Annotated in this window: 15 protein-coding genes and 1 pseudogene; 14 read left to right on the top strand and 2 right to left on the bottom strand. The window is 67.7% G+C overall.

The genetic code is table 11. The features are described 5' to 3' along the window. The first annotated feature begins 206 nt into the window (after positions 1-206). The 13 genes and pseudogenes from M0M48_RS02355 (at position 207) to M0M48_RS02410 (ending at position 14223) form a co-directional block, all read left to right on the top strand. Positions 207-1514 (top strand): ATP-binding protein, encoded by a 1308-nt coding sequence (locus M0M48_RS02355; protein WP_257754250.1) that lies wholly within the window; start codon positions 207-209, stop codon positions 1512-1514. Positions 1515-1584: 70 nt separating this feature from the next. Next, a complete protein-coding gene (locus M0M48_RS02360; RefSeq protein WP_257754251.1) occupies positions 1585-3444 on the top strand; it encodes an endonuclease/exonuclease/phosphatase family protein in 1860 nt (619 codons plus the stop codon). A 130-nt stretch (positions 3445-3574) separates the two neighbouring features. After that, complete coding sequence (locus M0M48_RS02365; RefSeq protein WP_257754252.1) at positions 3575-4162, top strand: ATP-binding protein; 588 nt, start codon at positions 3575-3577, stop codon at positions 4160-4162. Beyond that, on the top strand, positions 4159-4647 hold the full coding sequence (locus M0M48_RS02370; RefSeq protein WP_257754253.1) for a hypothetical protein: 489 nt from the start codon (positions 4159-4161) through the stop codon (positions 4645-4647). Before M0M48_RS02365 ends, M0M48_RS02370 begins: the two co-directional genes overlap by 4 nt. Positions 4648-4681: 34 nt before the next feature. Further along, positions 4682-6169 carry a type IV secretory system conjugative DNA transfer family protein gene (locus tag M0M48_RS02375; protein ID WP_257754254.1) on the top strand — a complete coding sequence of 496 codons (1488 nt, stop codon included), beginning with the start codon at positions 4682-4684 and terminating at the stop codon, positions 6167-6169. A gap of 14 nt (positions 6170-6183) precedes the next feature. Continuing rightward, positions 6184-6870 (top strand): hypothetical protein, encoded by a 687-nt coding sequence (locus M0M48_RS02380; RefSeq protein WP_257754255.1) that lies wholly within the window; start codon positions 6184-6186, stop codon positions 6868-6870. A gap of 120 nt (positions 6871-6990) precedes the next feature. Continuing rightward, positions 6991-7638 carry a hypothetical protein gene (locus tag M0M48_RS02385; protein WP_257754256.1) on the top strand — a complete coding sequence of 216 codons (648 nt, stop codon included), beginning with the start codon at positions 6991-6993 and terminating at the stop codon, positions 7636-7638. Positions 7639-7796: 158 nt separating this feature from the next. Further along, positions 7797-7898 (top strand): annotated as a pseudogene (locus M0M48_RS31005) (DUF2510 domain-containing protein); the annotation flags it as partial. Between the two features lie 162 nt (positions 7899-8060). Continuing rightward, positions 8061-9242, top strand: a complete 1182-nt coding sequence (locus tag M0M48_RS02390) for a DUF4041 domain-containing protein (RefSeq protein ID WP_257754257.1) — start codon at positions 8061-8063, stop codon at positions 9240-9242. Positions 9243-9391: 149 nt separating this feature from the next. Further along, positions 9392-10003, top strand: a complete 612-nt coding sequence (locus M0M48_RS02395; protein ID WP_257754258.1) for a hypothetical protein — start codon at positions 9392-9394, stop codon at positions 10001-10003. 404 nt (positions 10004-10407) lie between these two features. Then, entirely contained in the window at positions 10408-11652 is a 1245-nt protein-coding gene (locus M0M48_RS02400; protein ID WP_257750619.1) for an IS256 family transposase, read from the top strand. 1157 nt (positions 11653-12809) lie between these two features. After that, entirely contained in the window at positions 12810-13460 is a 651-nt protein-coding gene (locus M0M48_RS02405; RefSeq protein WP_257754259.1) for a hypothetical protein, read from the top strand. Position 13461: 1 nt separating this feature from the next. After that, positions 13462-14223, top strand: coding sequence for a hypothetical protein (locus M0M48_RS02410; protein WP_257754260.1), 762 nt, complete (start codon positions 13462-13464; stop codon positions 14221-14223). Between the two features lie 153 nt (positions 14224-14376). Here M0M48_RS02410 and mobF read toward each other — a convergent pair whose 3' ends face one another. Beyond that, positions 14377-20313 carry a MobF family relaxase gene (gene mobF, locus M0M48_RS02415; RefSeq protein ID WP_257754261.1) on the bottom strand — a complete coding sequence of 1979 codons (5937 nt, stop codon included), beginning with the start codon at positions 20311-20313 and terminating at the stop codon, positions 14377-14379. Positions 20314-21561: 1248 nt separating this feature from the next. Further along, positions 21562-22260 (bottom strand): FadR/GntR family transcriptional regulator, encoded by a 699-nt coding sequence (locus M0M48_RS02420; RefSeq protein ID WP_257754262.1) that lies wholly within the window; start codon positions 22258-22260, stop codon positions 21562-21564. 1002 nt (positions 22261-23262) lie between these two features. Between M0M48_RS02420 and M0M48_RS02425 the strand changes: the two genes are divergently transcribed. Then, complete coding sequence (locus M0M48_RS02425; RefSeq protein WP_257754263.1) at positions 23263-23862, top strand: urea carboxylase-associated family protein; 600 nt, start codon at positions 23263-23265, stop codon at positions 23860-23862. Positions 23863-23925: the final 63 nt, after the last annotated feature.

The following is a 23925-nucleotide window of genomic DNA, read 5'->3' on the forward strand; positions in this document are numbered from 1 at the left end:
CCCGGGGTGCGGCCAAGAACGTGCGGCCCGCGTCGCGGACGATCGACGATCTGTTGGCGGATTTCGGAACCACGATGCCGCGCAAGCCAGCACCACCCGCGGAGCCTCCTGCGGAGAAGCTGTTCCCCGGTTCGGCCAAACACAACGGCATACGGCGGAGGGGACACGGCTGGACCGCCACGATGCCGCCGCTGGCCGGCTATCAGATGACCTCGGAGGAAACCCCGGTCCTGTGGCCGCTGATCTGCGGGGACGGGCTCCCGCCGTGGGGGGCGGAGATGGGCTACGACGTGCTCTCGGGCGGCAAGTTCTACTGCGACCCGATGGGCTGGGTGCTCGACGACACGATCCCGGTCACCAATCCCAACATCTTCATCTTCGGCAAGCCGGGCCGCGGGAAGTCAGCGACCGTCAAGGCGTTCATGCTCCGGATGGTCCGCTATGGCTACCGGTCCCTGGTGCTCGGTGACGTCAAGGACGAGTACGAGGACCTCGCCCGGTTCCTGGGCGTCGACCCGTTCCGCATCGGGCCCGGCCTGGCGGGCCGGATCAACCCGCTCGACCTCGGCCCGCTCGGCATGGACTGGGAGAAGCAGACCCGCGAAGAGCAGCACCGTCGCGCGAACGTGATCTTCAACCGCTGGCTGTTCCTGATCCGGGGCCTGGTCGGATCCCAGGGCGTGAGATTCACCCCGACCGAGGAGCGGGTCATCAACAAGGTGCTGCGACACCTGACCGGTTGGTCCGTGGGTGCCTCCCGGCTCAAGCCGGTCACCATTCCCCAGGTGTGGGCGGCACTGGACTCGCCCACCAACGATCTGGTCACCGATTGCCGCTACTCCTCCGAGCAGGACTTCTACGACGGAACCCGGCCGCTGCGCGACGCGCTCGGTGCCCTGTGCGAGGGATCGCTGCAGGGGATGTTCGACACCGAGTCGACCTTCCGTCCCGACTGGCGTGCACCGATCCAGACGCTGTCACTGCGGTCGCTGCACGAGACCGGCAACAAGGTCGCCGTCGGGATCGCGCTGATGTGCCTCAACTCCTGGGGCCAGGGCATGCGCGAGACCGCATCGCCGGGCGATCGGCGGATCGTGCTCCGCGACGAGGCGTGGCTCCAGACCCGGCTCTCGCTCGACGCGGTGATGGCGCTGGACGCCAACCTGCGGCTCTCCCGAGCCGAGGGTGACATCCAGCTGGTGACCTACCACAAGCCGTCCGACCCGCTCTCTGCCGGCGACGAGGGCAGCCAGGCCGCGCAGATCGCCAAGGACCTGCTCAACCTCTCCGACGTCCGGATCCTGATGGGCCAAGACGAGTCGGTCGCCGACGAGCTCGGCCGACTGATGGGGCTCTCGGCGATGCAGCAGAGCGTGATCACCCACTGGGCGATGCAAGAGAAGGGCCGCGCCCTGTGGATGGTCGGCGACCAGCGGTACAAAGTGCAGACGCTGCTCACGCCTCTCGAACGGCGGCTCACCTACACCAACGACGCGCTCGACACAGCTCTGTGACTGTTCGTCGGATTTCTGACGGTTGCGCGTCGAACATGCGCATGCGCGGCGTCCGCCTGAGGTGGTCGTCGTGAAGAAGGGCATCCTGCTCGGCCTGCCGCTGGTGCTGATCGCTCCGCTGATGCTGCTCTTGCTAGGCACGGGGAACGCGAGCATCGAGGCGGTCCGGGCTGCCTGCGCGACGGGGGCTTCGGGCTCCGGGTCGGGGTCGTTCGGTATCGGCACGCTCAACTGGCGGGGCGCATCGCACTACACGAAGAACCCCCATCCCGGGGAGAGGCCCTACGGCGAGCGGGTGCCGAACATGGTGTCCAAGATCGGCGCCTCCGGTGCGTCGATCATCGGGTTCCAGGAGTTCGAGCCACCGCAGGCGCAGGCATTCCTCAGGGCCACCAACGGAACCTGGCGGATCGTGGCCGGCCAGCGTCAGGGGCACCGATCCACCGCGGACGCGATCGCCTATCAACCCGGCGTCTGGACGGTGGATGAGGTCCGCCACGTGTCGATAAGGTACGGCGGCCCGATGATCCAGGTCCCTCTGGTGCGGTTCACCTCGACCGTCGGCGGATCCGTGTGGGTGCTCAACGCCCACAACCCCGCCAACGCGGTAGGCGGCACGAAGGTGATGCGCGATGCCGCGGTCCGCGCCGAAGCGACCGCACTGCGACAGTTGCAGGCCAGCGATCACGACACAGCCCTGTTCCTGGTCGGCGACATGAACGACAAGGCCCGGTTCAAACGCCTGTTCCTGTCGGTGGCCGGTCCGGGCTGGTCGAGCGCCAACCCCACCGACCAGCAGATCGACTGGATCCTGGGCGGCCCTGCCGTCACCTTCTCCGGGACCGTCGTGGACCGGAGCACCAACGACCGCGCGCACAACTACACCGACCACCCGTTCGTCCACACCACCGCTCACCTGACCGGACCAGGGCCCGATCGACCAGAGCCCACCGGCACCCAGCCCGGCGGCACGACGTCGACCGGTTGCCCGCCGTGCCCGCCCCTCGGCAACTTCGGCGTGGACCTGCTCCAGAACGTCTCAGCGCCAAGCGACCTCGACGCCGCCAAAGTCGCGGCCATGGCCGCCTACCAGGCGGGGTTCCGCGGCGAGGACCTCATCACCGCGGTGGCCATCGCCCGCGTGGAGTCGACCTGGAACCCGAGGGCCACCAACGGGACCCACTTCGGACTGTGGCAGATCTCCGTGCAGCACCGGGGCACGGTGCCCGGCTGGAACACGCAGGCCGCCATCTTCGACCCGCTCCTCAACGCCAAGTACGCCTTCGCGCTCTACTCCGCCCGATCCGGATCGGGGGAGGCCAAGTTCGCCGACTGGACCCCGTTCCAGAACACCGACTACCACCGGTACCTCGACGCCGCCCGGCGGGCGGTCGCCGCGATAGAGCGCGGCACCACGAACATCGCGGACACCGGCTGCACCGCCTCGCCGATCCAGGTCGCCCAAGAGCTCTCAGCCGCGCTCTCGGCCCGCGTCAACACCATGATGCGGACCGACAGCGGCTTGTGCAGCCTGTCCTGGACCAGCGGCGCACCCTGCACCTACAAGAACCAGTGCCCCAAGATCGTCGACGCCGTCTACGGCGGCCCCGGCGTCGGCCGCGGCTACGGCAACGGTGAAGACGTCGCCCAAGGCATCATCAACGCCGGACTGGCACAGTCCCACGGCACCGGACTCGACCCGCTCCCGCCCGTGGGCGCCGTGGTCTCCTACAACCGCGGCGACGGCATCGGTCACGTCGCGATCTACGTCGGCGGCGGCAAGATCTTCGGCAACGACTACGGCTGTGCCGCCAACGGCCTCTACGGCTGCGTCGGATTCGCCGACGTCCACACCCCGAGCGGCTCGGTCACCTGGGCACTGCCCAAGCAGGCGTTCGACCTCGGCGGAATGCCGGCCGCGGCCGCGTAAACCGCACGCGGAGACCTGCAGGCCCTGTGGAAGGACGAGCCGCGGAGGACGACACGAGATCGCGCGTGAAGACTGAGATCGCCCACGCTCGCGTGTCCGATCGGCGTCGCTCCGGGTTGCCTTTCCCAGCATGGACGTACGCATCGGCACCACCGCTGACGGCCATGCCGCCGGTTTCGACACCAGTAGCACCCGACCGCTGGTGCTGGTCGGCGACGTCGGCCGCGGCAAGACCACCACCGCGCGCTACCTCACCCGGTGGTGGCTGGCGAACACCCGGCGCCATGCACACGTGTTCGCCCCAGCCCCCAGCGAGTGGGCAGACCTGCGCTGCGAACCCGAACACCCCGACCAGCTGCAGTGGCCAGTCGGACATGAATGTCCCGCCGGAACCTGTCTGGTGGTAGTCGACGACATCGACCTGGCCGACGACCACCACATCTACTTCCTGCCGCTGGGGCGGGCGCGAACGATCTTGACCTCAAACGGCGCCCACGACCTGGCCGACCGCCCGCTCCCTGGCGACGACGTCGTCTGCCTGGGCCTGGTCCAACACGACTACCCGGACCCGGCCGAAGCCGCGGTCTTGGAGGGACAAGGACGTCTGGACTGGCCGATCGGCACGGTCGCGGTCATCCCCGATCAGCGGGGGCCGAAGGACTTCCCTTGCCACCGCTGGCAGGCGCCCGAGAGTAGCTGGATGGCGGTCGCCCGATGAGCATGGAACGTTCCCGACGCGCCCGGTTCACCAACGTCTCCCCGAGGACGGGCGAGTTCACGGTGGCGGTCCTCGCCGCCGGCGGCTTCTTCGTCCTGATCACCCCGCTCGTCGTCCAGGGCGTCGCCGCGTGGGCCACCTCGGGGGACTTCGCGCTGCCGAAGGGCCGTCTGCTGGACGCCTACGGCGGGCTGCTGCACGGTCGCTTCGGCACGGGCTTGCGCCGTGACGCCTCCAATGCTCTGCCGCCGGATGCGCTGATGTGGGCGCTCACGGTGCTCGGCGAGGTGCTGGTGCTCGCAGCCGCGGTCGTGGCCGGCATGTGGATGCGCGACCTGACCGGCACAAGCTCCCGACACGGCCTGGCCACCCCGACGCACGCCGCGGAGGCCCTCGGAGTGCCGCGGCTGCGCAACAGCGCCGCGGTGATCCGACCCGACCTCTACACCCGCTCCGGCCGACGAACGACCGCCGGAAGCAAGTAGCCCGAGCCACAGACAGGCGGAAAGGAACCCCGACGTGACAACAGCGCTCAAGCACGTCAACCTCCACGAGGTGGGCTGGCGGCTCGGCACGGCCGGGCGCACGGGCCCCGAGCTGTGGGTGCCCTTCGATCGGACGACCTGCGTGATCGGCCCCCAGGGTTCGGGCAAGACCCTGGACCTGCTGGTGCCCGCATTGCTGGATGCGCCCGGCGGCGCGCTCGTGACTCTGACCAAGCCCGAGGACCTGTTCCTGACCCTGGAAGCCCGCGGGAGTCGCGGTGGAGGGGGCGGCCGCCCGGTCGCGGTCCTCGACCCGTTCAACGCCGCCCCCGGCACCCCGGAGCTGGTGTGGGACCCGATCAAGGGATGTGAGGACGCGATGCTCGCCGAACGGCGGGCGAAAGCGTTCGCGAACGGAACGATCAAGGGCGCCACCTCTCAGTCCTCCGACCAGGCCGCCCGGTTCTACGCCGGCGAGTGCGCGAAGGTCCTCCAGGCCTACTTCCACGCCGCCGCGATCGCCGGCATCGGCCTGGAGGAGGTGCTGATGTGGGTCTCCAGCCCCCGGCAGTACCCGCAGGCCGAGGAGATCCTGCGCACCCACCCGGCCGCAGAGCCGCTATGGGACGGCCTGCTGCGCGGCGCCCTGAACGGCGACGAGCGAACCGCCGGCAACACCATCACCACCGTCCAGCAGTCCATGGCGCTGTTCTTCCAACGCTCGATCCGGGAACGCTGCGTCCCCTCCCCGACCCGGCCTCCCACCGACCTCGAGGCCCTGATCCGGGCAGGCGGCACGATCTACCTGCTGGGCCGCGACGACCCTTACGCCAGCGCGTCGCCGCTGATGACGGCGGTCACCGAACAGATCCTGGACACCGCCAAGCGGCTGGGGGAGACCTCCCCGCACGGGCGACTGTGCCCGCCGTTCCTCGCCTGCCTGGACGAGCTCCCGTCGACCGCGCCGATCCCGACGCTGTCGACCAGGATGGCCAACGAGCGTGCACTGGGACTCTCCTTCATCCTCGCTGCCCAGACATGGCGACAGGTCGTGGTCTGCTACGGCGAGGACGAGGCCCGCACCATCTACGGGCTCTCCAACAACCTGGTGGTCTTCGGCGGCGGAAAAGACATCCGCTTCTACCAGGAGCTCTCCGACCTCATCGGGTCCACCAGCCACACCGAGACTCGATACTCCTCACGCTGCCACCAGCTGTTCGGCGTAATGGACCGGTCCTACGACCAGCGGCGGGTACCGATCCTCGAACCGGCCGAGCTGCGCCGCATCGAGCAGCGCAAGGCCCTGGTCCTGGCGGAGATGAACGACCCGATCATCGCGAACCTGCACCGCTGCATCGACGGCAAGCGCGGCAAGGAACTGCTCGCCGCTCAGCAGCGTGCCCGGCTCGCGGCTCGCGGCCACGAGCCGGACGCGCCGCCCAACCTCCCAGTGGCCACCGAGCCCACGCCGCCGACCGAGCCTGTGTCACGATCCCAGCAGCGGCTCGGGATGCCGAAGTAGACGAGGAGCAGCCGATGACGACGCTGCACCCCTCCGAGATCGGCTCTCAGGCAGCACGCCCGTCTGGTGCACCGGCCCGCAACGGGATGATGCCCCTGGCCGGGCTGATGGTGCGCACCTTCCCCGAGCCCGGTCCCACGATCCGCACGGCAATGGAGCAACTGCAGCAGGCCACGGTCGAGCCTCCCGCTGATGAGGAGGCGCTGCGCGAGCTCACGCAGATGCCGCGACCCTGGGACCCGGCCACGTGCGCCGGGCTGTTGCGCTCCGAACTGTGGGCATGGCTAGACCTGGTCGCGATATGGGTCAACGAGCAGCACCTCTGGAACGTCACCCGCCCCGGAATCCCCGAGTGCTGGCCCGCGCACCCCCACCTGGTGCACGACCTTGCTGTGCTGGCCTGCAGCCGCTACTCCACCAACTTCGCCGTCACCCCTGCCGCCCTGGAGGACTGGCACCGCTGCGGGCTGCCCCTGTTCCTCGACCGGCTCCGTGACCGTCTCGGCGACGGCTGCCAGCCAGGCAAGCACCAGCCCCGGCCCCGGCGCGAACGCGACGAGAGCCACGCCTCCACGCCGGTGCGCCGCGGCCGAAAGCAGCGCTACCGCGACGACATCGAACGCGCCGGCGAGCCGGCAGCGATCACGAGCGAGCCCGACGATGCCAAGCCCGGCCACGACGCCCTTCACCGAAGGTGGTAACCGCGATGGCCACCGCAGACAACAGCAGCCGGCGGCCTCATCGACCACCAGCAAGACAAGCCCGCCGAGGCGAGTCAACAGGCCGGGAACTCACCCGCAAGCACGCAACGGCGTCCGCGCGTGCTGATCGCCAACGCGAATCTTGCTTGGGCGTCCGACAGGCGGCTCTTCGGGGTGTTGGCCAAGATCGCCTACGACGGTCTGGCCGCACGGCGTGACCGAAGGGCGCAACGGCTTGATCGATTCGCCGACGAACGCCGGGTCACCTACGACGACTTTTTGAGCACCGTCGAGAAGCAGCGAGCGTATGACCAGTCTCTACATCGCCTGCTCGATCGCGTTCGAGCAGGCGAGACCGAGATGACGGAATTGGAGCGTGAGGCTTTCCCCGAACCTCCAATGACGGATCTTGTCGCGGCACTCGAGCGGGTTCGCCGCCTCGCGCGAAGCTACGCCGTCATCACATCGGCCGAGGCCATCGTCCACCTGTTCGCTGACATGGCGAGCGCCCTGCGCGCGGCATTAGCGGAGCCGGGTCCGAACGACGAAATCACGTGGTTCCTGCTGCAACGCTTCCTTGAAGATCGGGTGAGCGAGTTCGTCCACGGCTACAGGGACGATCTGGGGCTGGGCGCGCCATCGGGAGCGCCGAAGCGGTGGCCCGTTGTAGAACGGGAACGGCCGTTCTCACTGGAAGATTCGGAGCGCATCCTGAGCGCCCACATCCCGCAGACGAAGCAGGCCAGGAGACCGGATAACGGTCGGTGACGGCTGACACCGTGTCCACCTTGCGGCTATGACCTAGGTTGTGTCGTTGTCGGTCTAGGTCGCTCCAGGCAGCGACGTCCATGAGGCAGGACCACGCGCTTTGCGCCAAACTTCGCGAATCGAAGTAAAGAGTCGGTCCTTCGACCTATGGTCGGCGCGTGACTCAGCATCCTGCCGGTTGGTACCCAGATCCACATGGCGCCGATGGCGTGCGGTACTGGGACGGTTCGCAGTGGACAGATCACTTCGCCCCACGGAGTGCTTCAGCGCCACCGCCCGTGCCTCAGGCGCCCGCGTCGCCCACTGACTCACCGCCTACTTCGCCAGCGGCCGCCGCGCCCGCCCAGTCGCGGTCGGCGCCTAACCCGACCAAGGTTCCGGTCTTCGGTGCACGGAACGTTGCGCGTCAGCAGGCTGAGGAGTTGGAGTTCCTCAAAGCTGAGTTGTCGCGGCTTGGCTCTCTCGACGTCATAGACCTGGAGCGTCATCGCCAAGGGCTTCAGAGCGAGATCGACGGACTGCGACACCATGCCGATTCGGTGAAGTCAGAGATCGCGCTGCTGCGCCAGCAAGTGGTCGCGACCCAGGAGGAGCAGATCCTTCAGGAAGCCGGCATCTACAACTACCAGCATCCACTCGACAGTTCGATGGCATACAAGGACGCCATCGACCAGCTCCGAACGCAGATCAAGGCAGCCACCCGCGCCGACGGTGGAGCTGTCGAAGCCGCCAACGCCTGGACCGTCAACGGCTCGCAGACGGAGGGCCGAAAGATGGTCCGCGACTTCTCCAAGCTCATGCTCCGCGCCTATAACGCCGAGGCGGACAACCTCGTCCGCGGCATGAAGCCCTACCGGCTCGACGCGGCAAAGGACCGGCTCGAGAAGGTCGCCTTCGCAATCGAGAAGCTCGGCAAGACCATGTCGATCCGGGTGGCGCCCCACTACCACCGCCTGCGGATCAAGGAACTCGAACTCACCGCCGATTACCAGGACAAGCTGGCCCATGAGAAGGAGCTCGAGCGAGAAGAACGCGAACGACTCCGCGAAGAGCGCAAGGCGCAACAAGAGATGGAACGCGAGCGCCAACGCTTGGAGAAGGAACAGGCGCACTACGCGAATGCCCTCGCAGCACTCGAAGCCAAGGGCGACATCGAGGCTGCCGACCGGCTACGGGCTCAGCTGGCCGACATCGAGAAGGCCATCGCGGACGTCGACTACCGCGCTGCGAATGTCCGCGCCGGGTACGTGTACGTGATCTCGAACATCGGCTCCCTGGGCGAAGGCATGGTCAAGGTCGGCATGACCCGCAGGTTGGAGCCGATGGATCGAGTGCGCGAGCTCGGCGATGCGTCGGTGCCGTTCACATACGACGTCCACGCGTTATTCTTCGCCGAGGACGCCGTGACGATCGAGAGCGAGATGCACCGACGACTCGCCGACAAGAGGGTCAACCGCGTGAACCTCAGACGCGAGTTCTTCTACGCCACGCCAGGCGAAGCACGCGACCTTCTAGCCGAGCTCGCCGGCGACATCCTAACCTTCAACGAGGTTCCCGAGGCCCTCGAGTACCGCCAAAGCCAGGCGCCAGGCGAGGCGGTTTGACACGTCATTTCACCCGGTCGCGCGGAGGCGCGATCGCCGTGGCGTCCGGGAGTAGGCGGTCAGGCAACTCCCGGGTGGCGCGTGAAACGAGCCGCACGAAGGTAAAGGTTTCGCCTGCATTGGCGACCAAGGGGTCCTAGCCTGCGAACATGACACGTGCAATTGCTGCCGCTGCGTTGCTAACTCTGGGCGTGCTCGCTGGGTGCGGAGGCGATGACGGCGGGGATTCTGACGCGAAAGCCGTTGAGACCGTCACGGCCACCGCGACCGTGACAGTGACACCGGAGACGTTCGAGTCAGCGCCCGATGATTCGACCTCGTCGGCCGAGGAGGACCCGTACGCCCCCAACGTCGGGGATCGCGCCTTGAAGGTTGGAGAGACCCGAGTCGGTCAGAGCATCGAGACGACGCTCGAAGAGATGAAGATTCCGTACCCGCCTGGCCAGTATCGGGAGCCTGGTCCGAACAACGTGTTTCTTGGGCTTCGCATCGAGCAGTGCCTAGCTGCCGATGCGCCGACGGACATCTACTCCACGTATGCACACGATTGGTCGGCTGTCGCGCCGAGCGGCAGTGAGTACAAAGACAGCGGCTCTTCCTGGAACGACTGGCCCACTCCGCGCTTCTCTGAGTACGTGACCATGATTCCTGGTCGATGCATCAAGGGTTGGATCGCTTACGAGGTGCCACAGGGGGCCAAGATCGCAAGCGTGCTGTGGCGCCCCGACGGGGTGACAACTGCCGAGTGGCTCCCACGGTAGGTCGCCTGGCACTCGTGGCCCCGAGTATGGGCCGGAGAGCTAGCTCGAGACTCTGACGGAGCCGCGCTCGGCGCCGCCCACCGATGAGGGGCGTTCCTGTCGGTGCGTCGCATTACCGTGATGTCATGCACATGAGGAGCCAAAAGTTCATCGACGGCGTCGAGGTTGTGCCTGGCGCTCGGGTTTCGCATTAGCCACCTCGGCCATTGACCTTCCAGGTGTGGTCGGTGTGTGACCAGGTCGATCCAGAGCGTTGGCATGGAGAAGTCCGAATCGGCGGTAGTGGAGTCCAGCAGAGTGGTGTACGACGGACCTGAGTGAGCGCGTGCCTCCAACGTAGGCGCGGCCACCGGGTGGATCCTTCGAGTGATCTGCGAAAACCGACTCGAAGAAGGACCACGACGATGACCGCTGGACCCAGTATCGACCCTGCACAGTTCCTGAACGAGCAGCTGTCCCAGGCCAGTCCTGATCTGATGCGGGACCTGCTCACCACGTTCGTCAATGCGCTGCTCTCGGCGCAGGCCGACGCGGTGTGCGGCGCCGGCTACGGCGAACGCAGCATGGAGCGCGTCAACTCCCGCAACGGCTACCGGCACCGCGACCTCGACACCCGCGTCGGCACTCTGGACGTCGCGGTTCCCAAGCTGCGCACCGGTTCGCTGTACCCCGAGTGGCTGCTGGAGCGCCGCAAGCGAGCAGAGCGGGCACTGACCAGTGTGGTCGCGACCTGTTACCTGCTCGGCGTCTCGACGCGGCGGATGGACAAGCTGGTGCAGACCCTCGGCATCACCGGCCTGTCCAAGAGCCAGGTCTCGGTGATGGCCAAGGAACTCGACGAGCACGTCGAGCAGTTCCGCACCCGACGGCTGGAGGAGGCCGGGCCGTTCACCTTCGTGGCCGCCGACGCGTTGGTGCTCAAGGTCCGCGAAGGTGGCCGGGTGGTGCCGGTCCACGTGCTGGTCGCCACCGGCGTCAACGCCGACGGGCACCGCGAGATCCTCGGCGTGCAGGTCACCAGCAGCGAGGACGGCGCCGGGTGGCTGGCCTTCTGGAGGGATCTGACCGCCCGCGGCCTGGCCGGGGTCAAGCTCGTCACCAGCGACGCCCACGCCGGGCTGGTGGCCGCGATCGGCGCCACGTTGCCCGGCGCCTCGTGGCAGCGCTGCCGAACCCACTACGCGGCGAACCTGATGTCGGCGACGCCGAAGTCCTCGTGGGGCTGGGTCAAGGCGCTGCTGCACTCGATCTACGACCAGCCCGACGCCGACGCTGTCCACGCCCAGTTCGACCGGGTCGTCGACGCCCTGGCCGAGAAGCTCCCCAAGGTGGCCGAGCATCTGGAGGACGCTCGTGCCGACATCCTCGCCTTCACCGCGTTCCCGAAGGAGATCTGGCGCCAGATCTGGTCCAACAACCCCAACGAGCGCCTCAACCGCGAGATCCGCAGGCGAACCGACGTGGTCGGGATCTTTCCCGACCGGGCCAGCATCATCCGGCTCGTCGGCGCCGTCCTGGCCGAGCAGCACGACGAGTGGGCCGAAGGCCGCCGCTACCTCGGACTCGACGTCCTCGCCCGCGCCCAGGCCGTCGACACCTGCGTCGTCGAGGAGGTGACCGAACCCGAACTCCAGGCCCTCACAGCCTGACCGACACGCCCAACCGAGGGATCAACCTCGTACACCACCCCAGCGGACTTGACCTCGGCGGTACGACGGTGTTGAGCACTGAAGCGGTCAACGACCACGGACAAGCTGCCCGTCTGGCGGAGCAAGCTATCGCTGCCCGCGTCGTGGAGTTCTTCACCAAGTGACCGTTTCGATGATTTGCAAGGCTAGGTCGACCCGCGGGCCACGTACCCGCGCCATGCTCGAATGAATGAGTATCCGGGTCACCACGAAGGTCGGCACTTCACCGAATGGGTCGGCGAGGTGTCGAGGCTTCGGCGCGAGAATCTGCACGATGAGGCGCTGACCTTGTTAGGCCATTTGATGAATGCGACGGAGTCCGAGGCGAGCGCAACCGCTGGGGCGTCGCGCCGTGGTACTACGAGCAGGCTGCGAACATCCATCGCGCCCTCAGGAACAAGGCTGCTGAGATCGCCGTGCTCGAGCGGTATCAACGCCAGCCAAAGGCGCCAGGGGTGAAACCCGCAAAGCTTGCTGCGAGGTTGGCGCGTTGCCGGCAATAGATGCGGCTCTCTTGCTTGCACGCACTGGCTGAGCGGTGGACCTGCTGTCGCGGCGGTTTGACGCACGTCGGGCACGGCCCGGTCGGTCTCCTCGTGAAGGGCTGCGCACGATGTGGGCCGGCCCGCATGCGGTTCCGACGCACGGGCGCCCTGGAAGGTCACAGATCCGGAAGCCAACGACGTCGGCGACGTCCATCATCAGGGGGACCCCGCGCACCGCCGGCCCTCCGGAACCCCTCGTCCATACCGTGCCGGACCCCTCGTCAAGCAATTCCAGCGGGCGTGTCGTCCACAGATCTGTCGGGAACATCTGCGCACTAGTGAGGTAGAAAACGTCGCGTGGGACAGGTGTGGCATCTCTGCGACCTTATCCACAGGCCGCTGTGGATAACGAACGACATCGATGACATTCTCGTTCGATACGATGGCCTCTGAAGCCGCGAAGACCCCGGTCGAGCACAAGGCTTCGGGCCGGGGTCCAGCGTGGTCATTGGAGTGACACGCTAGACCTTACTCAGGCACCGCTCGGAGGCAAGAACCGGCGGGCGTGTTGGTCCGAATGTCTTGGGTCACACCAGGGACGGAGCGGGACCTACTACTCCAACAGGAGTGCCCGTGAGTACCAACGACCCGCAGAACCCCGAGAACGTCGACAACTTCGCGCGGCTGCTCGACAACCGTGAGCAGATCGCCGACTTCGTCAACTCCTTCACGTCCGAGCGTGTGCAGCGTCAGGCCTTTGAGGCTGTCGTCTGCTCTCTCGGTCTGGCTGAGACCAACGTTGCGGACGCGCCGAACGTCCAGCGTCTCCGCGTGGTCCAGCAGCAGCCGGAGTCCGAGCCGGACCTGCCTGGCGACGAGCCCTCCGCGGAAGCCGAGTCGACCCCGCGTCGTCGGCGGGGCAAGAACGGTGCGAGGAAGAACTTCACCGTGCCCCGTGGCCTCAACTTCGCACCCGAGGGGCACCCGTCCCTCGAGCAGTTCGTGGCGGAGAAGCGACCGGCGAACCTCGACGAGAAGAACCTCGTCGCCTGCTACTACCTCAGCAACATGATGGGGATGCAGGACGTCGGGATCGGCCAGATCCTGGCCGCCTACCAGGCGGCGGAGTGGAGCGCGCCCGCCCACCCCGACACGGCGCTCCGCAAGACCGCCAGCAGCACGGGCTGGATCGACACGGCCAACAGCAAGTCGATCAAGGTCGTCTGGAAGGGCGAGAACTACCTGGCGACCAAGATGCCCGCCCAGCCAAAGAAGACCGGCTGAGGTGACGCTCGACGCCAAGCAGGCCCTGGGGCACCTGCCCCAGGGCCTGCGCTACGAACTGATGCAGGCGTACGACGAGATCGTGCGCAACTACCGCGAAGGCCGGTGGAAGGCGTCCGAACTCGACGCCGGATGGTTCTGCGAGATCGTCTTCACGATCCTGGAAGGCCACCTCGACGGCGACAACTACCGGGGCCGGGCGTACAAGCCCTCGCGCTTCAACGACGCGTGCAAGAAGTTGGAGAGCGCAGCGACCAGCTACTCCGACTCGGCTCGCATGACCATCCCGCGGGTCCTGGTTGGGCTGTACGACGTGCGCAACCGGCGGGGGGTCGGCCACGTCGGAGGGGAGATCAGCGCCAACCACATGGACGCCACCTTCCTCCTCTCCTCCTGCCAGTGGGTGATGGCGGAGCTGGTCCGGATGTTCCACAACACCAATGTGGCTTCAGCGACGGCCATCGTCGACGCGCTCGTGGATCGCACGCTGCCCGTGGTCTGGGAGGTGGGCGAGGTCCGACGCCTGCTCGACACCTCGCTATCCATCAGGGACTCCGTCTTGCTCCTCCTGTACGCCGATGCCGACGGTGCAACCGACTACCGCCTCGCCGATGATCTTGAGAAGCGCCCGGACAACCTTCGGACCGTGCTGAGGAAGATGCACACCGAGCGGTTGATCGAGTTCACAACGGCGGGTGGCACGGCGCGCATCTCTCCCAACGGGATCAAGCACGTCGAGGGAGCGCTGCTGCCGAAGCAGTAGCGTCTCTCGAGATCCGCCGTTACATCTTGGAAACCTATTCGAGGATGTCGATCCAGACTTCCTCGTACGCAGGCCGTTCCGGCACAACCGGCTGCGACTTTCTGGGCCGATAGGACGTACCCCGAGCCGAAAGCCGGGCGGCCGAACCTGGCGTCACCGTGCCGGGCCGGCCGGATCGGGTCCCGCAGCCGGTATGTCTTGGCCGAGACGAGGGGTGACGGCCGCGGGCGCGAGCCGCCGCTCGGCGGCGCGGCGACGGGACTGAGGATCGCGCCTCGCGGTGTTCCTGCGGGCTTCGTCGTTGATCTCGTCGATGCGCTCCTGGGCGTAGGCCGGGCCGTTGCGGTCCCGCTGGATGCTTTCGGTGAGGGTCTGGTGTTCAAGGATTCCGGGGGCGAGGTGGAGCTGGTTGCGGAGTCGTTCGCTGGCCTCCCGCCAGGTGTCGGCTCCGCGGGCGGCGAGGATTCGGGCGGTCTGGTGGATCAGCTTCTGACGCACGGCGGTGTCGGACCAGTGGCCGGCGGTGCGGAGCAAGTGGTCGATCATCGCGTCGCCGAGCGGCGCTAGGTTTTCGATCGCGGCGGTGATCGCTGCGGCGCCCTGGGTCTCGAAGAGTCTGGCGGGGTCCAGCCCGTCGGGCAGGTCGAGATGGGTGGGGTCGAGGTCGGCGGCGGTCAGGTGCCAGAACGCCTTCTGGGCGGACTTCCGGCCGGCGGGGTCGGAGTCGGTGGCCACGGCGATGCGGTCGCGCCCGTTGACCATGTCGATGTGGGTACGGAGCAGCTTGATTTGGCTGACGGTGAGCGCGGTTCCCATCGGGGCGATGCCGACGGCGGTGCCGTTGCTGCCCAGGGTGATGGCCAGCGCGTCCATGGGGCCCTCGACGAGGACCGGGAGCGCCCCGTCGGCGAGCCGTTCGCGAGCTTCGGCGTACCCGAAGAGTGCCTCACCCTTGGTGAAGACCGGCGTGGTGCGGGTGTTGAGGTACTTCGCTCCGGCGAAGTCGTCGTCGGTCTTGGTTGGGTTGCGGCGTCCGACGAACCCGAGGATCGCCTCAGCGTTGGGGTCATTGGGGTCGCGGATGGGCATGACGAGCCGGTCGCGAAAGAAGTCGCGATAGTAGGTCGTGCCGTCGTCGCGTTCACGCCGGGAGACGAGGCCAGCCTGTTCGAGCTCGTCGATGGTGGCGCCCTGGGCGGTGAGGTGGCGCATCAGGCTGTGTCCGCTGCCGGGCGCGTAGCCAACTCCGTAGTTGGGGTGCTCGGTGAGATCGGTTCCCAGACGCTCACGTAGATAGCCCGGCGCCCACGAGCGCGGGTAGCAGGACTCGAAGTAGGCCAGCGCCTGCTGGTTGAGCTCGTGGATCCGCTCGGCCGGGATCTGGTTCGGGTCGGGAAAGGCGTTCTCGGCGGTGACCTCGGCGGCCCGCTCCCACGGCAGAGGGGGCGCATACGGGTCCTCGACGTACGGGTAGTGGCCAGTTGCGCCATCGTCGTACGAAGGCTGGTCGGGTTCTTCGAGCGACGGCACCCAATCGACCGGCTCTGCTGCAAGAGCTTCGTACTCGTCCGGGGTGGGGGAGTGGACGACGGGGACGTTTGCGTCGTCGGGCTGGTCGCGGTACAAGGCGGCCATGAACTCGTCTGCGTCCTCGGGGGGCAGCAGGTCGGGGTCCGCGAGGACGACGTCGGCGCCGGCGTACGGCGCCTCGTCGTTATCGGGCGTCGGCGCTTCTGTCGGCCGGTCGGTGAGCATGGCGATGCGCAGCACGAGGGCGTCGGCGACCTCGACGCCAGTCAGGCTGCCGTCCTGTGGGACGCCCGCCAAGGCACTGGAGAGGATCTCGGTTGGGTTCCAGCCGTGGTGCACGCAGGCTTCGTCGACCGCCGCGACGAATGCGGGCCACGCGGGCGTCTTCTGCAGGTAGTCGGCCTTGGTGGGTCCGACGAGTTCGGCCAGCGCGGTGCGCCAGGTGGGCTGCAGCAGGTTCGCGGAGTGCTCGTCGGCACCGAGCGCGGCGGGACCGAGGTGGGGAACGAGGCGCCACCACAGCGCGGCGGCCTGCTGCTCATCGGGCAGTGGTCGTGCGGTTGCGGCGGTGTCGGTGTGGGTGCCGGAGTGGCTGCCGGGCGGGGAGGGGTCGGTGGCGAGTGCCTGCTTTATGTAGTCGGTGACGGGCAGTCCGGCGCGTTCGAGGCGGGCGAGTCGCTGGCACAGTGGGGTGATCCACGGGTCCGCGCGGACGGTCTCGGGCAGTTCCTGGTACCAGGTGCGTTCGGAGAAGGGGTAGCTCGGGCGCGCCTGGCGGACGGCCCGGTTGAGGTTGGCCTGGTGGGCGCCGGGGGAGCCGATGGTGCGGTCGCCGGTGGGGCGCAGGTCGTTCTCGTCGGCCCGGGTCACTGCCCGCCACACGGCGAGATCGGCGCGCAGATCGGTGTCCTCGTCCTCGAGGAACGGCTGTGCCCAAACAGGCGCGGTGGCGCCGGTCCATCCACGGGCCTCCTCGCAGACGGCGTCTATATGCTCACCCACAAGCTGGTGGTAGGTGGCCGTGAACGGTCCCCAGTCGAGGTTGTCGGCCAGTCGGGCGGGGATGCCGGGCAGCCAGGGGAGCGGACCCTGGGTGGGCGGGGGAGTGTCCGGGTCGTGTGGGCGGGCGGCGTTGAGTTCGGCGACGAGGTTGTCGATGCGGGCGTCGAGGACGGCGGCGGGGTCGCGTGCGTCGGCGAGCGAGCCGACGCCCACGGCTGCGGTGAGCAGCTTCAGGGGGTTGTGTTCGTCGAGCGCGGTGAGCGCGAGGTGGGAGCGCAGCGTCGGCCAGGCGGGGGCGTCGGTCAGCCCGGTGAGGAGTACTTCGGCATGCACGTCGATCTTGTCCATGCCGACGGGGCCGATGAGGTTCTCGGCGCCGGCCGTGACCGCGTCGTGGTAGCGCGCGGCCATGTCCCCGAGGAGCTGGTGCGGGTTGGTCTGCTCGCGCAGCGTGGTGGTCGCAGAGACCGGGGAGCCGTCGCGGCGCAGCATCTGGGCGATGCGGTCGAGCGCGGTCGGTGGGATCAGGGCTTCGGGTCGGATCAGGTTGTGCGGGTCGCCGTCGGAGGCGACGTTGAGGTAGAGGTGGTTGGCGAACTTGCCGCGCGAGAGCGCGACGTAGAGCAGGTTGCGGTCTTCGTCACCGGTGAGGACGACGTGGCAGGTGCCGGTGGTGATGCCCTGGGCGCCGTGCACGGTGGTTGCATAGCCGAGCTGCACGAACTCGGCAACGTAGCCGGCCGGGAGGGTGACGGTCTTGCCGAGCTGGTCGTGGACCACGGTCAAGGAGCCGTCGGCGTTGACGCCTCTGACGTGCCAGCGGTCGCCGTTCTTGACCCAGTTGGTGCGGCTGATGCGAAGGCGACGGTCGTTCTCACGGGTGATGATCCGATCCCCTTGGGACACTTTCGTGCCGTCGGCCAGCGTCAGTCCGCGCCCGATCTCCACCTCGTCGCGTCCGGCGAGGCGGTCGTTGCGGGCGCGGGTGTTGAGCTCGGCGACCAGATCGCGGGTCGGTGCGATCAAGATCGAGTCGGCGTCCCCGGTGCTACGGGCGCGGTCGGCGGCCCAGGCGGCGTAGGCCTGGTCCGCGCAGGCGCCGAGGTCGCCGACGTGGATGCGGCCCCGGTCGGCGTAGTACGCGATCGCCGACGGGTCGCCCTCACGCAACGCGAGGGTGGCGGCGGCTTCGGCGTGATTGAGACTGCCGTCGGGGTTGCGGAAGCGGTGCACTTCGCTCAGGGTGACCGCGCCGACCTGGTGGGCGATGTCGCGCAGCACGCCGCCGGCGGCGACCGAGGCGAGCTGCCGGTCATCACCAATCAGCCGCACCTGGCCGCCACGGGAGGTGATGTAGTCGACCGCGGCCGCCAGATCGGTGGTCGCGGCCATACCTGCCTCGTCGATCAGGACCAGGGTTTTGGCGTTGATCCTCTCCATCCACGCAGGCGCCGCACCGTGCTCGTCTGGATGCTGGGCGTGCCACACGAGCTTGGCCAGGGTGTCGGCGCGAACATCCTCCCGGCCCGCATCGCTGGTGTCGGGGTTGATGGCGGCGCCGAGTTCTTGGGCGGCAACCGCGGAGGGTGCGAGGCCGATGACGGTGCCGCCGGAGTCCTGCCAGGCGCGGGCGAGGACGGCCATGGCGGTGGTCTTACCGGTGCCGGCGGGTGCGAGGGCGAGCTGGACTGCGCGGCCGCTGGTGGCCATCTCGCGGACCAGGGACTGCTGCGCGGCGTTCAGTTGGAGCCCGGTGGTGTCGCTGTTGGCGGCGGCTTCGGCGATCGCGATGCTGATGCGGACCTCGCTGATGGTGCGGCCGCCGGAGCGGCGGGCGGAGGCGATGATGCGCCGCTCGGCGTCGACCACGGCCTGGGAGGTGTACTGGCGGGCGCCGGCGAGGCTGTAGACACTGACCACCTCCTGGCCCCCGACAACGCCAGCGACGCCGCGCTCGGTGCGCTGAAGGGGAGCGGGGATCGTCACGTCCCGTTCGGCCGCGGTGGTGGGGTGGGTGAGCGGGTCGGGGTCCTTGAAGGCGAGGCAGTGCTCACCGGTTGCGGTGGCCACGACCCGGTCGACGGCAGCGTCGAGGTCGGCCAGTCGGATGCCGTGGGCGCGGGCCTGGCGCTGTGCCTCGGCGCGCAGGTGCCAGACCTGCCAGGTCGCACGGTCTTCGGCGACCCGCTCGACGACCTGTTTCGCAGTCGCGCCGACCCACTCGTCGGTGACGTCCTGGGCGTCCGGCGTGTGGCCGAGGCATTGCTCGACCATGTCGCGGACGGCCTGCTCGCTGCCGATGATCGCGATCGCCTCGGCCAGCCAGGCGGCTCGCTGGTCGGCCTCGGCGCGGGGTGCGTGCTTTGCCTGGCGGGTCTGCTCCCAGGCCTGCTCGGCGAGGGTGACGGCCTCGCCTTCGGTCGGCGGGCGGCCGTGCTCGGCCTGGAAGGCGGCCGCCAGTTCGCGGCGCCGGGCCTCGATAGCGTGGTGCCGCTTGGACCAGGCCGCCGCGAGACGCTCGTAGACGCCGACGATCTCGCGCACCGGCCGCTTGTCCCTCACCGGCCCGTGGCCCGTGTTCGGGCCGCTGCGGCGGTTCTCGAAACGGACCCCCAGCCGGGCGATGAGCTCGGACTCGATCAGGGTGTTGTACATCTCCGCGAGGGTGACGTTGGCCTTGAACAGGACCCGGCCGTCGACCGCGAGCCAGCGGCCGGTCTCATCCTGGACTTTGTTGCTGACCGCGACGTGAGTGTGGAGGTGCGGGTCGGAGGAGCGGGCGTCGCGGTGGGTGAACATGCCCGCGATCAGCCCCTTGGCCCTTACCTGCTGGAGGCCGCCGCGGCCGCGGCGCGTGAACAGCACCTCCTGCTCCAGCCACGACAGGGTGGCCTCGACCGCGGAGTGGTGGGCGGCCTCGATCTGCTGAGCGACGTCCCGGTCGGCGAGTGCCCACAGCGTCGAGACGGACTTCACTGGAGCGAAGGTGAGGTCGTACCCGGCCACCGCGGTGGTCTGCTGGCGGGTGGCCTTGGCCATGAACGAGCCCCGCTCGCGGTCGTCGATCGGTGCCCGACCGTGCTCACGGAGGAAGTACTCGTTGCCCAGTGCGGTGCGGATCTTCGCCCGTATCTCGGCCGGCACCCGGGTCTTCCAGTGCTCACCGCGGGACAGGTTGTAGGCGGCGTAGCGCTTGGCGGTCTCCTGGAGGAACTCCGGCTGGTTGCCCCGGTAGATCGCGAAGACGCGACCGAGCTGGGAGGCCTTCTTGGCCTGCGCGACGCTCTTCCCGGCGTCCAGAGCGGCGTTCTCCAGGCGCTCGGCGTCCGGGTGGCGACCCTCGCCGAACAGGTTCCGCATCTGCGCCTCGGTGACCTCCGAGCCGACGGCGAGCCCGAGGTCGCCGAGTCCGGCGCCGAACCAACGGCCCGGTGACTCGCCCTTCCCGGCGTAATAGTCGGCCAGTCCCGCGTGGCCGCGGTCGGTCGCATCGTGCACGGCGACCTGACGGGTCAGGTACGTATACCCGTCGCCCGCGGTCAGCTTGTGCACACCCATCACGCCACGGAGAAGCAACCGCAGCGAGCCCGTTTCGGACACCTGCCTGGAAAAAGGACCGGCGGTGCATAGGGTGCGAGGCAGGTGAGCGGGGTCCGCGACGCGGTGGTGAGCGGCAGCGGTGCTCGCCTCGAAATGGAATGCGGGGGTCGGGCTCGGAGTGTCCGATCGATCGGGGACCGCGTTGCTTCTGTCTGGTGAAGGCGTCGCGGCGGGCCGCGACCTCGGATCAAGGAAGCGGTGGTTTGCCAGTGAGCACCACGGCACAAGCGCAGGCAGGTCGTGACCGCGCCCGGGAACGGCGGCTGAAGGTTGCGCGGGAGCGCCGACGTCAGCTGGATCCCCAGCAGCAGGCCAGGGAGCAGCGGATCAGCGGGGCCACGGTCGACGTCGAGCTGGCGTGGGAGGCCAGGGACGAGGCCGAGCGGGCGATGGCGGCGGAGATCGCGGCCGGGACCGCGATTGAGCGGCTCCTGGGGGAGCGACTCTCAGTGACCAACGTGGTCGAACTGACGGGTTGCATCAGCCGACCGCCCGGCGACTCCGCCCGACCGTTCCTCAGTGAGCGCAGCTCAGCGGTGGGGAACCACGCCCTGATGAACGCCCGGCGCACAGCCAACACACTCCCGCCTACACCGAACACTTCGTCGAGTGCGACTTCCCCGGTTGCCATGCACCGCCCGTCCGGGGTCGTCGATGTGGATCGACCACAGCTCGTTCGGGTCTCCGGCTGTGGGTCGTGGGCCGTGTCGGCACGCAGGGGAGGACACGGCTGATGGCGAGGTACAGTCCCGACGTACATCAACGCTCCGCTCCAGCCACAGTGTCGAGAGCGCTCCGAGCATGCACGAGGTGTGTGCCACTGGGCGGTCGCAAGGAATCGGGGGGTCTCCGGCCAAGTCCCGCGGGTTGGTGGGCTTATGAGGTGATCCTCGGTGCCTATTCGCCGCTGTCGATCGCGGCGGTGGGACCATTATCGCGCTCGGGCTAGAGCAGTGCCAATGGATCCCTCGGAGATGTACCGTCGGTCGCCGCGGCTTGCCACTCGTCGTGGATGTCGGCCCAGGACGGCTCCGACGAGCCTGATCTCGGCGGCGGGGATACTCCCAAGCCGCGGATAGCCGACGAATTATGTGCGACAGCAACCCGCCATGCGCACCCTCGGTGCAGGGCCGCAGGTGGCGCCGCATTGACTCGCCCAAATTCGACCGAGACGAGGACTCCCAGCAAGGCGGCTCCGAGCCCGGCTCAAGCTTCCCGCAAGAGCGCGACGTCCGACACCGAGGCGATGTGTAGAGCCATTGCTCGCGAAGCCGCTTCGGGATCACGGGCTCGAATCGCGTCGGCGACCAACTGGTGCCCTTTCAGGGAAGCTTCGGGCCGCCCAGGCTGGGACAGTGACTCTGTGCGTGACTCTCGAATGAGTTCGGAGATCTCCGACATCAAGTCGCCGAGAAGAGCCGAATGGCCCGCGGCGGTCACGGCAGCATGGAACCGCTCGTCTCCTGACATGCCCAATTCGTTGTGCTCGATCTCGTGTTGCATGAAAAGGAGCGCGTCGTCGATCGCAGCCAAGTCGTTGTCGTCTCGGCGCTCTGCGGCGAGTGCCGCAAGTTTTACTTCCATCGCTTCGCGGGCCTCGATCACATCGCGCAACCGTCGCCGGCGTGCACCGAGCGCACTCAGCATCTGTCGGCCCACCGGAATGTCCAAGATGATGGCTCCGTCGCCATGCCTGACGTCGACGATGCCCTGCACCTCAAGCGCGATCAGCGCTTGGCTAACCGACGCTCGGCTCACGCGCAGCTGGCTCGCAAGATCGCGCTCGGCCGGCAAGCGATCTCCGACGCTCAGCCCGGCTTCGACGATATAGGTGACCAGCTGCTCGACGAGTTGCTCGTAGAGGCGAGGCCGAGAGACGGCCTTCAACTCAACCTGGTTCGCCACGTGAACGTCTCCCTCGCCTCGCCGCTGGTACCCGTCTTGACAACGTCTCAAGACTACTACATTCTCATTGAGTAGGTGGCTAGGCCACTGATCCACCGCACCTTGAAGTCCTTGGAGTGCCCGATGTCCGACCCAACTTCGTACCCGATGAACCGCTGGGTGCGCGAGCCCCCGGTGCCAACGACCCTGCACGTGCAGCCCGATGGCCGCGATGCGCGGCCCTGAACTCGTCGCAAGTGCTGAAGTCGGACCCTATGCCCGACTTCACACCATCCGGCTTGCGCAACTAGCAGGGTTCCGGGTCGCCCAGTACGCTGTCCTCGATCTTGGCGACGGGCTGAGGCGGGGTCATACTCGATGGTCGGTCAACTCGATCCCGATCTGCGACCCGAGCGGGAGACCGCGCAGCTGTTCACTGCCGGCGCTGCTCGCATTCAGACGCCTCAAGACCGCGATTGCCGCGATGTCACCTCACGTCGACGTGTCGACTCGCGCGACCGACGACCCGCTCGTTCTGATCGCCGGCGGAATAGGTGTGGCTCCATGATCGCGATCGCGGACGCACTCGCCGGCGCGAGAGACTCCCACCCGGTCCGCAACCTTTACGATGCTGACCCAAAGGCAGCCCTGGTATGCGCCTGTCGTTACTACGGAGTGCCTTGCTGACCTGCACGCGGGCGTTAGTCCGTTCGCGCCGGGACGGACGCGGACTCACTGATCGACATCCGCGATGGAGTCGACGTCGACTGGTCGGCGGAGCAGACCTACCCTGGCAGCGCACCGTGCGATCGGGGACGTCGCACTGCAGCGCCTGAACGAGCTGGGCCGCTTCACTAGACCAGATTCATTATGACAGGGAGCGGCAGAAACTGGACGCCGACGAAGGATTCGACAAGTCCGCCGTACACAGGTCTAGCCGCAGACCCTGTGACGTCGGTCCGCCAGCCGAGCATCGGCAGCCAAGCGCAAGAACGCGTGAGGCCACTTTGAACGGAGAATGAAATGGGATCAGCTCGAATCCACGCCAAGGTCGAGCCAGCACGCGGATTTGCCGCTGTTCTGCACGCCGGAGAGACTCTCCGCATAACGGACATCGAAGGCAGCCAGGTCTCTGACCTGGTCGCATTCTCGGCCGCTGACCGCGCCGAGCGCTTCTCGCCGGGAAATACGCGCAAGCTCAACAACTCTGTGCTGCTCGCCACCGGTGACGTGCTGTACAGCAACAAGTGCGCCCCCTTGCTGAGGCTTGGCAAGGACCTGGTCGGCCGGCATGACGTGACCTCCTCGTGGTGCAGCCCTTACGACTACCCGATCCGGTTCGGTATCCACGATCACCCCAGCTGCTTGGGAATCCTGACCGAGGTCTTGGAACCATACGCGATTCGAGAGACGGACATTCCCGAGCCGTTCAATGTCTTCATGCACACGCAGGTCAACGGTCAGACCGGCGAGTTCACGGTGCACGCGCCGATGTCCAACGCGGGGGACTATCTGGACCTGATCGCCGAACAGGAGGTCCTGATCGCTCTGACCGCCTGCCCACAGGACATGAACGATTGCAACGGCGGCGCCATCACCCCGCTCGAGGTCATGATCAAATGAACTCGCATAACCTACGCGCGGCTCGGGTGATCATGTCCTCCCCCGAGGCCCGATCTTGATGAA

The sequence above is a fragment of the Pimelobacter simplex genome (genome assembly GCF_024662235.1).
Classification (GTDB): domain Bacteria; phylum Actinomycetota; class Actinomycetes; order Propionibacteriales; family Nocardioidaceae; genus Nocardioides.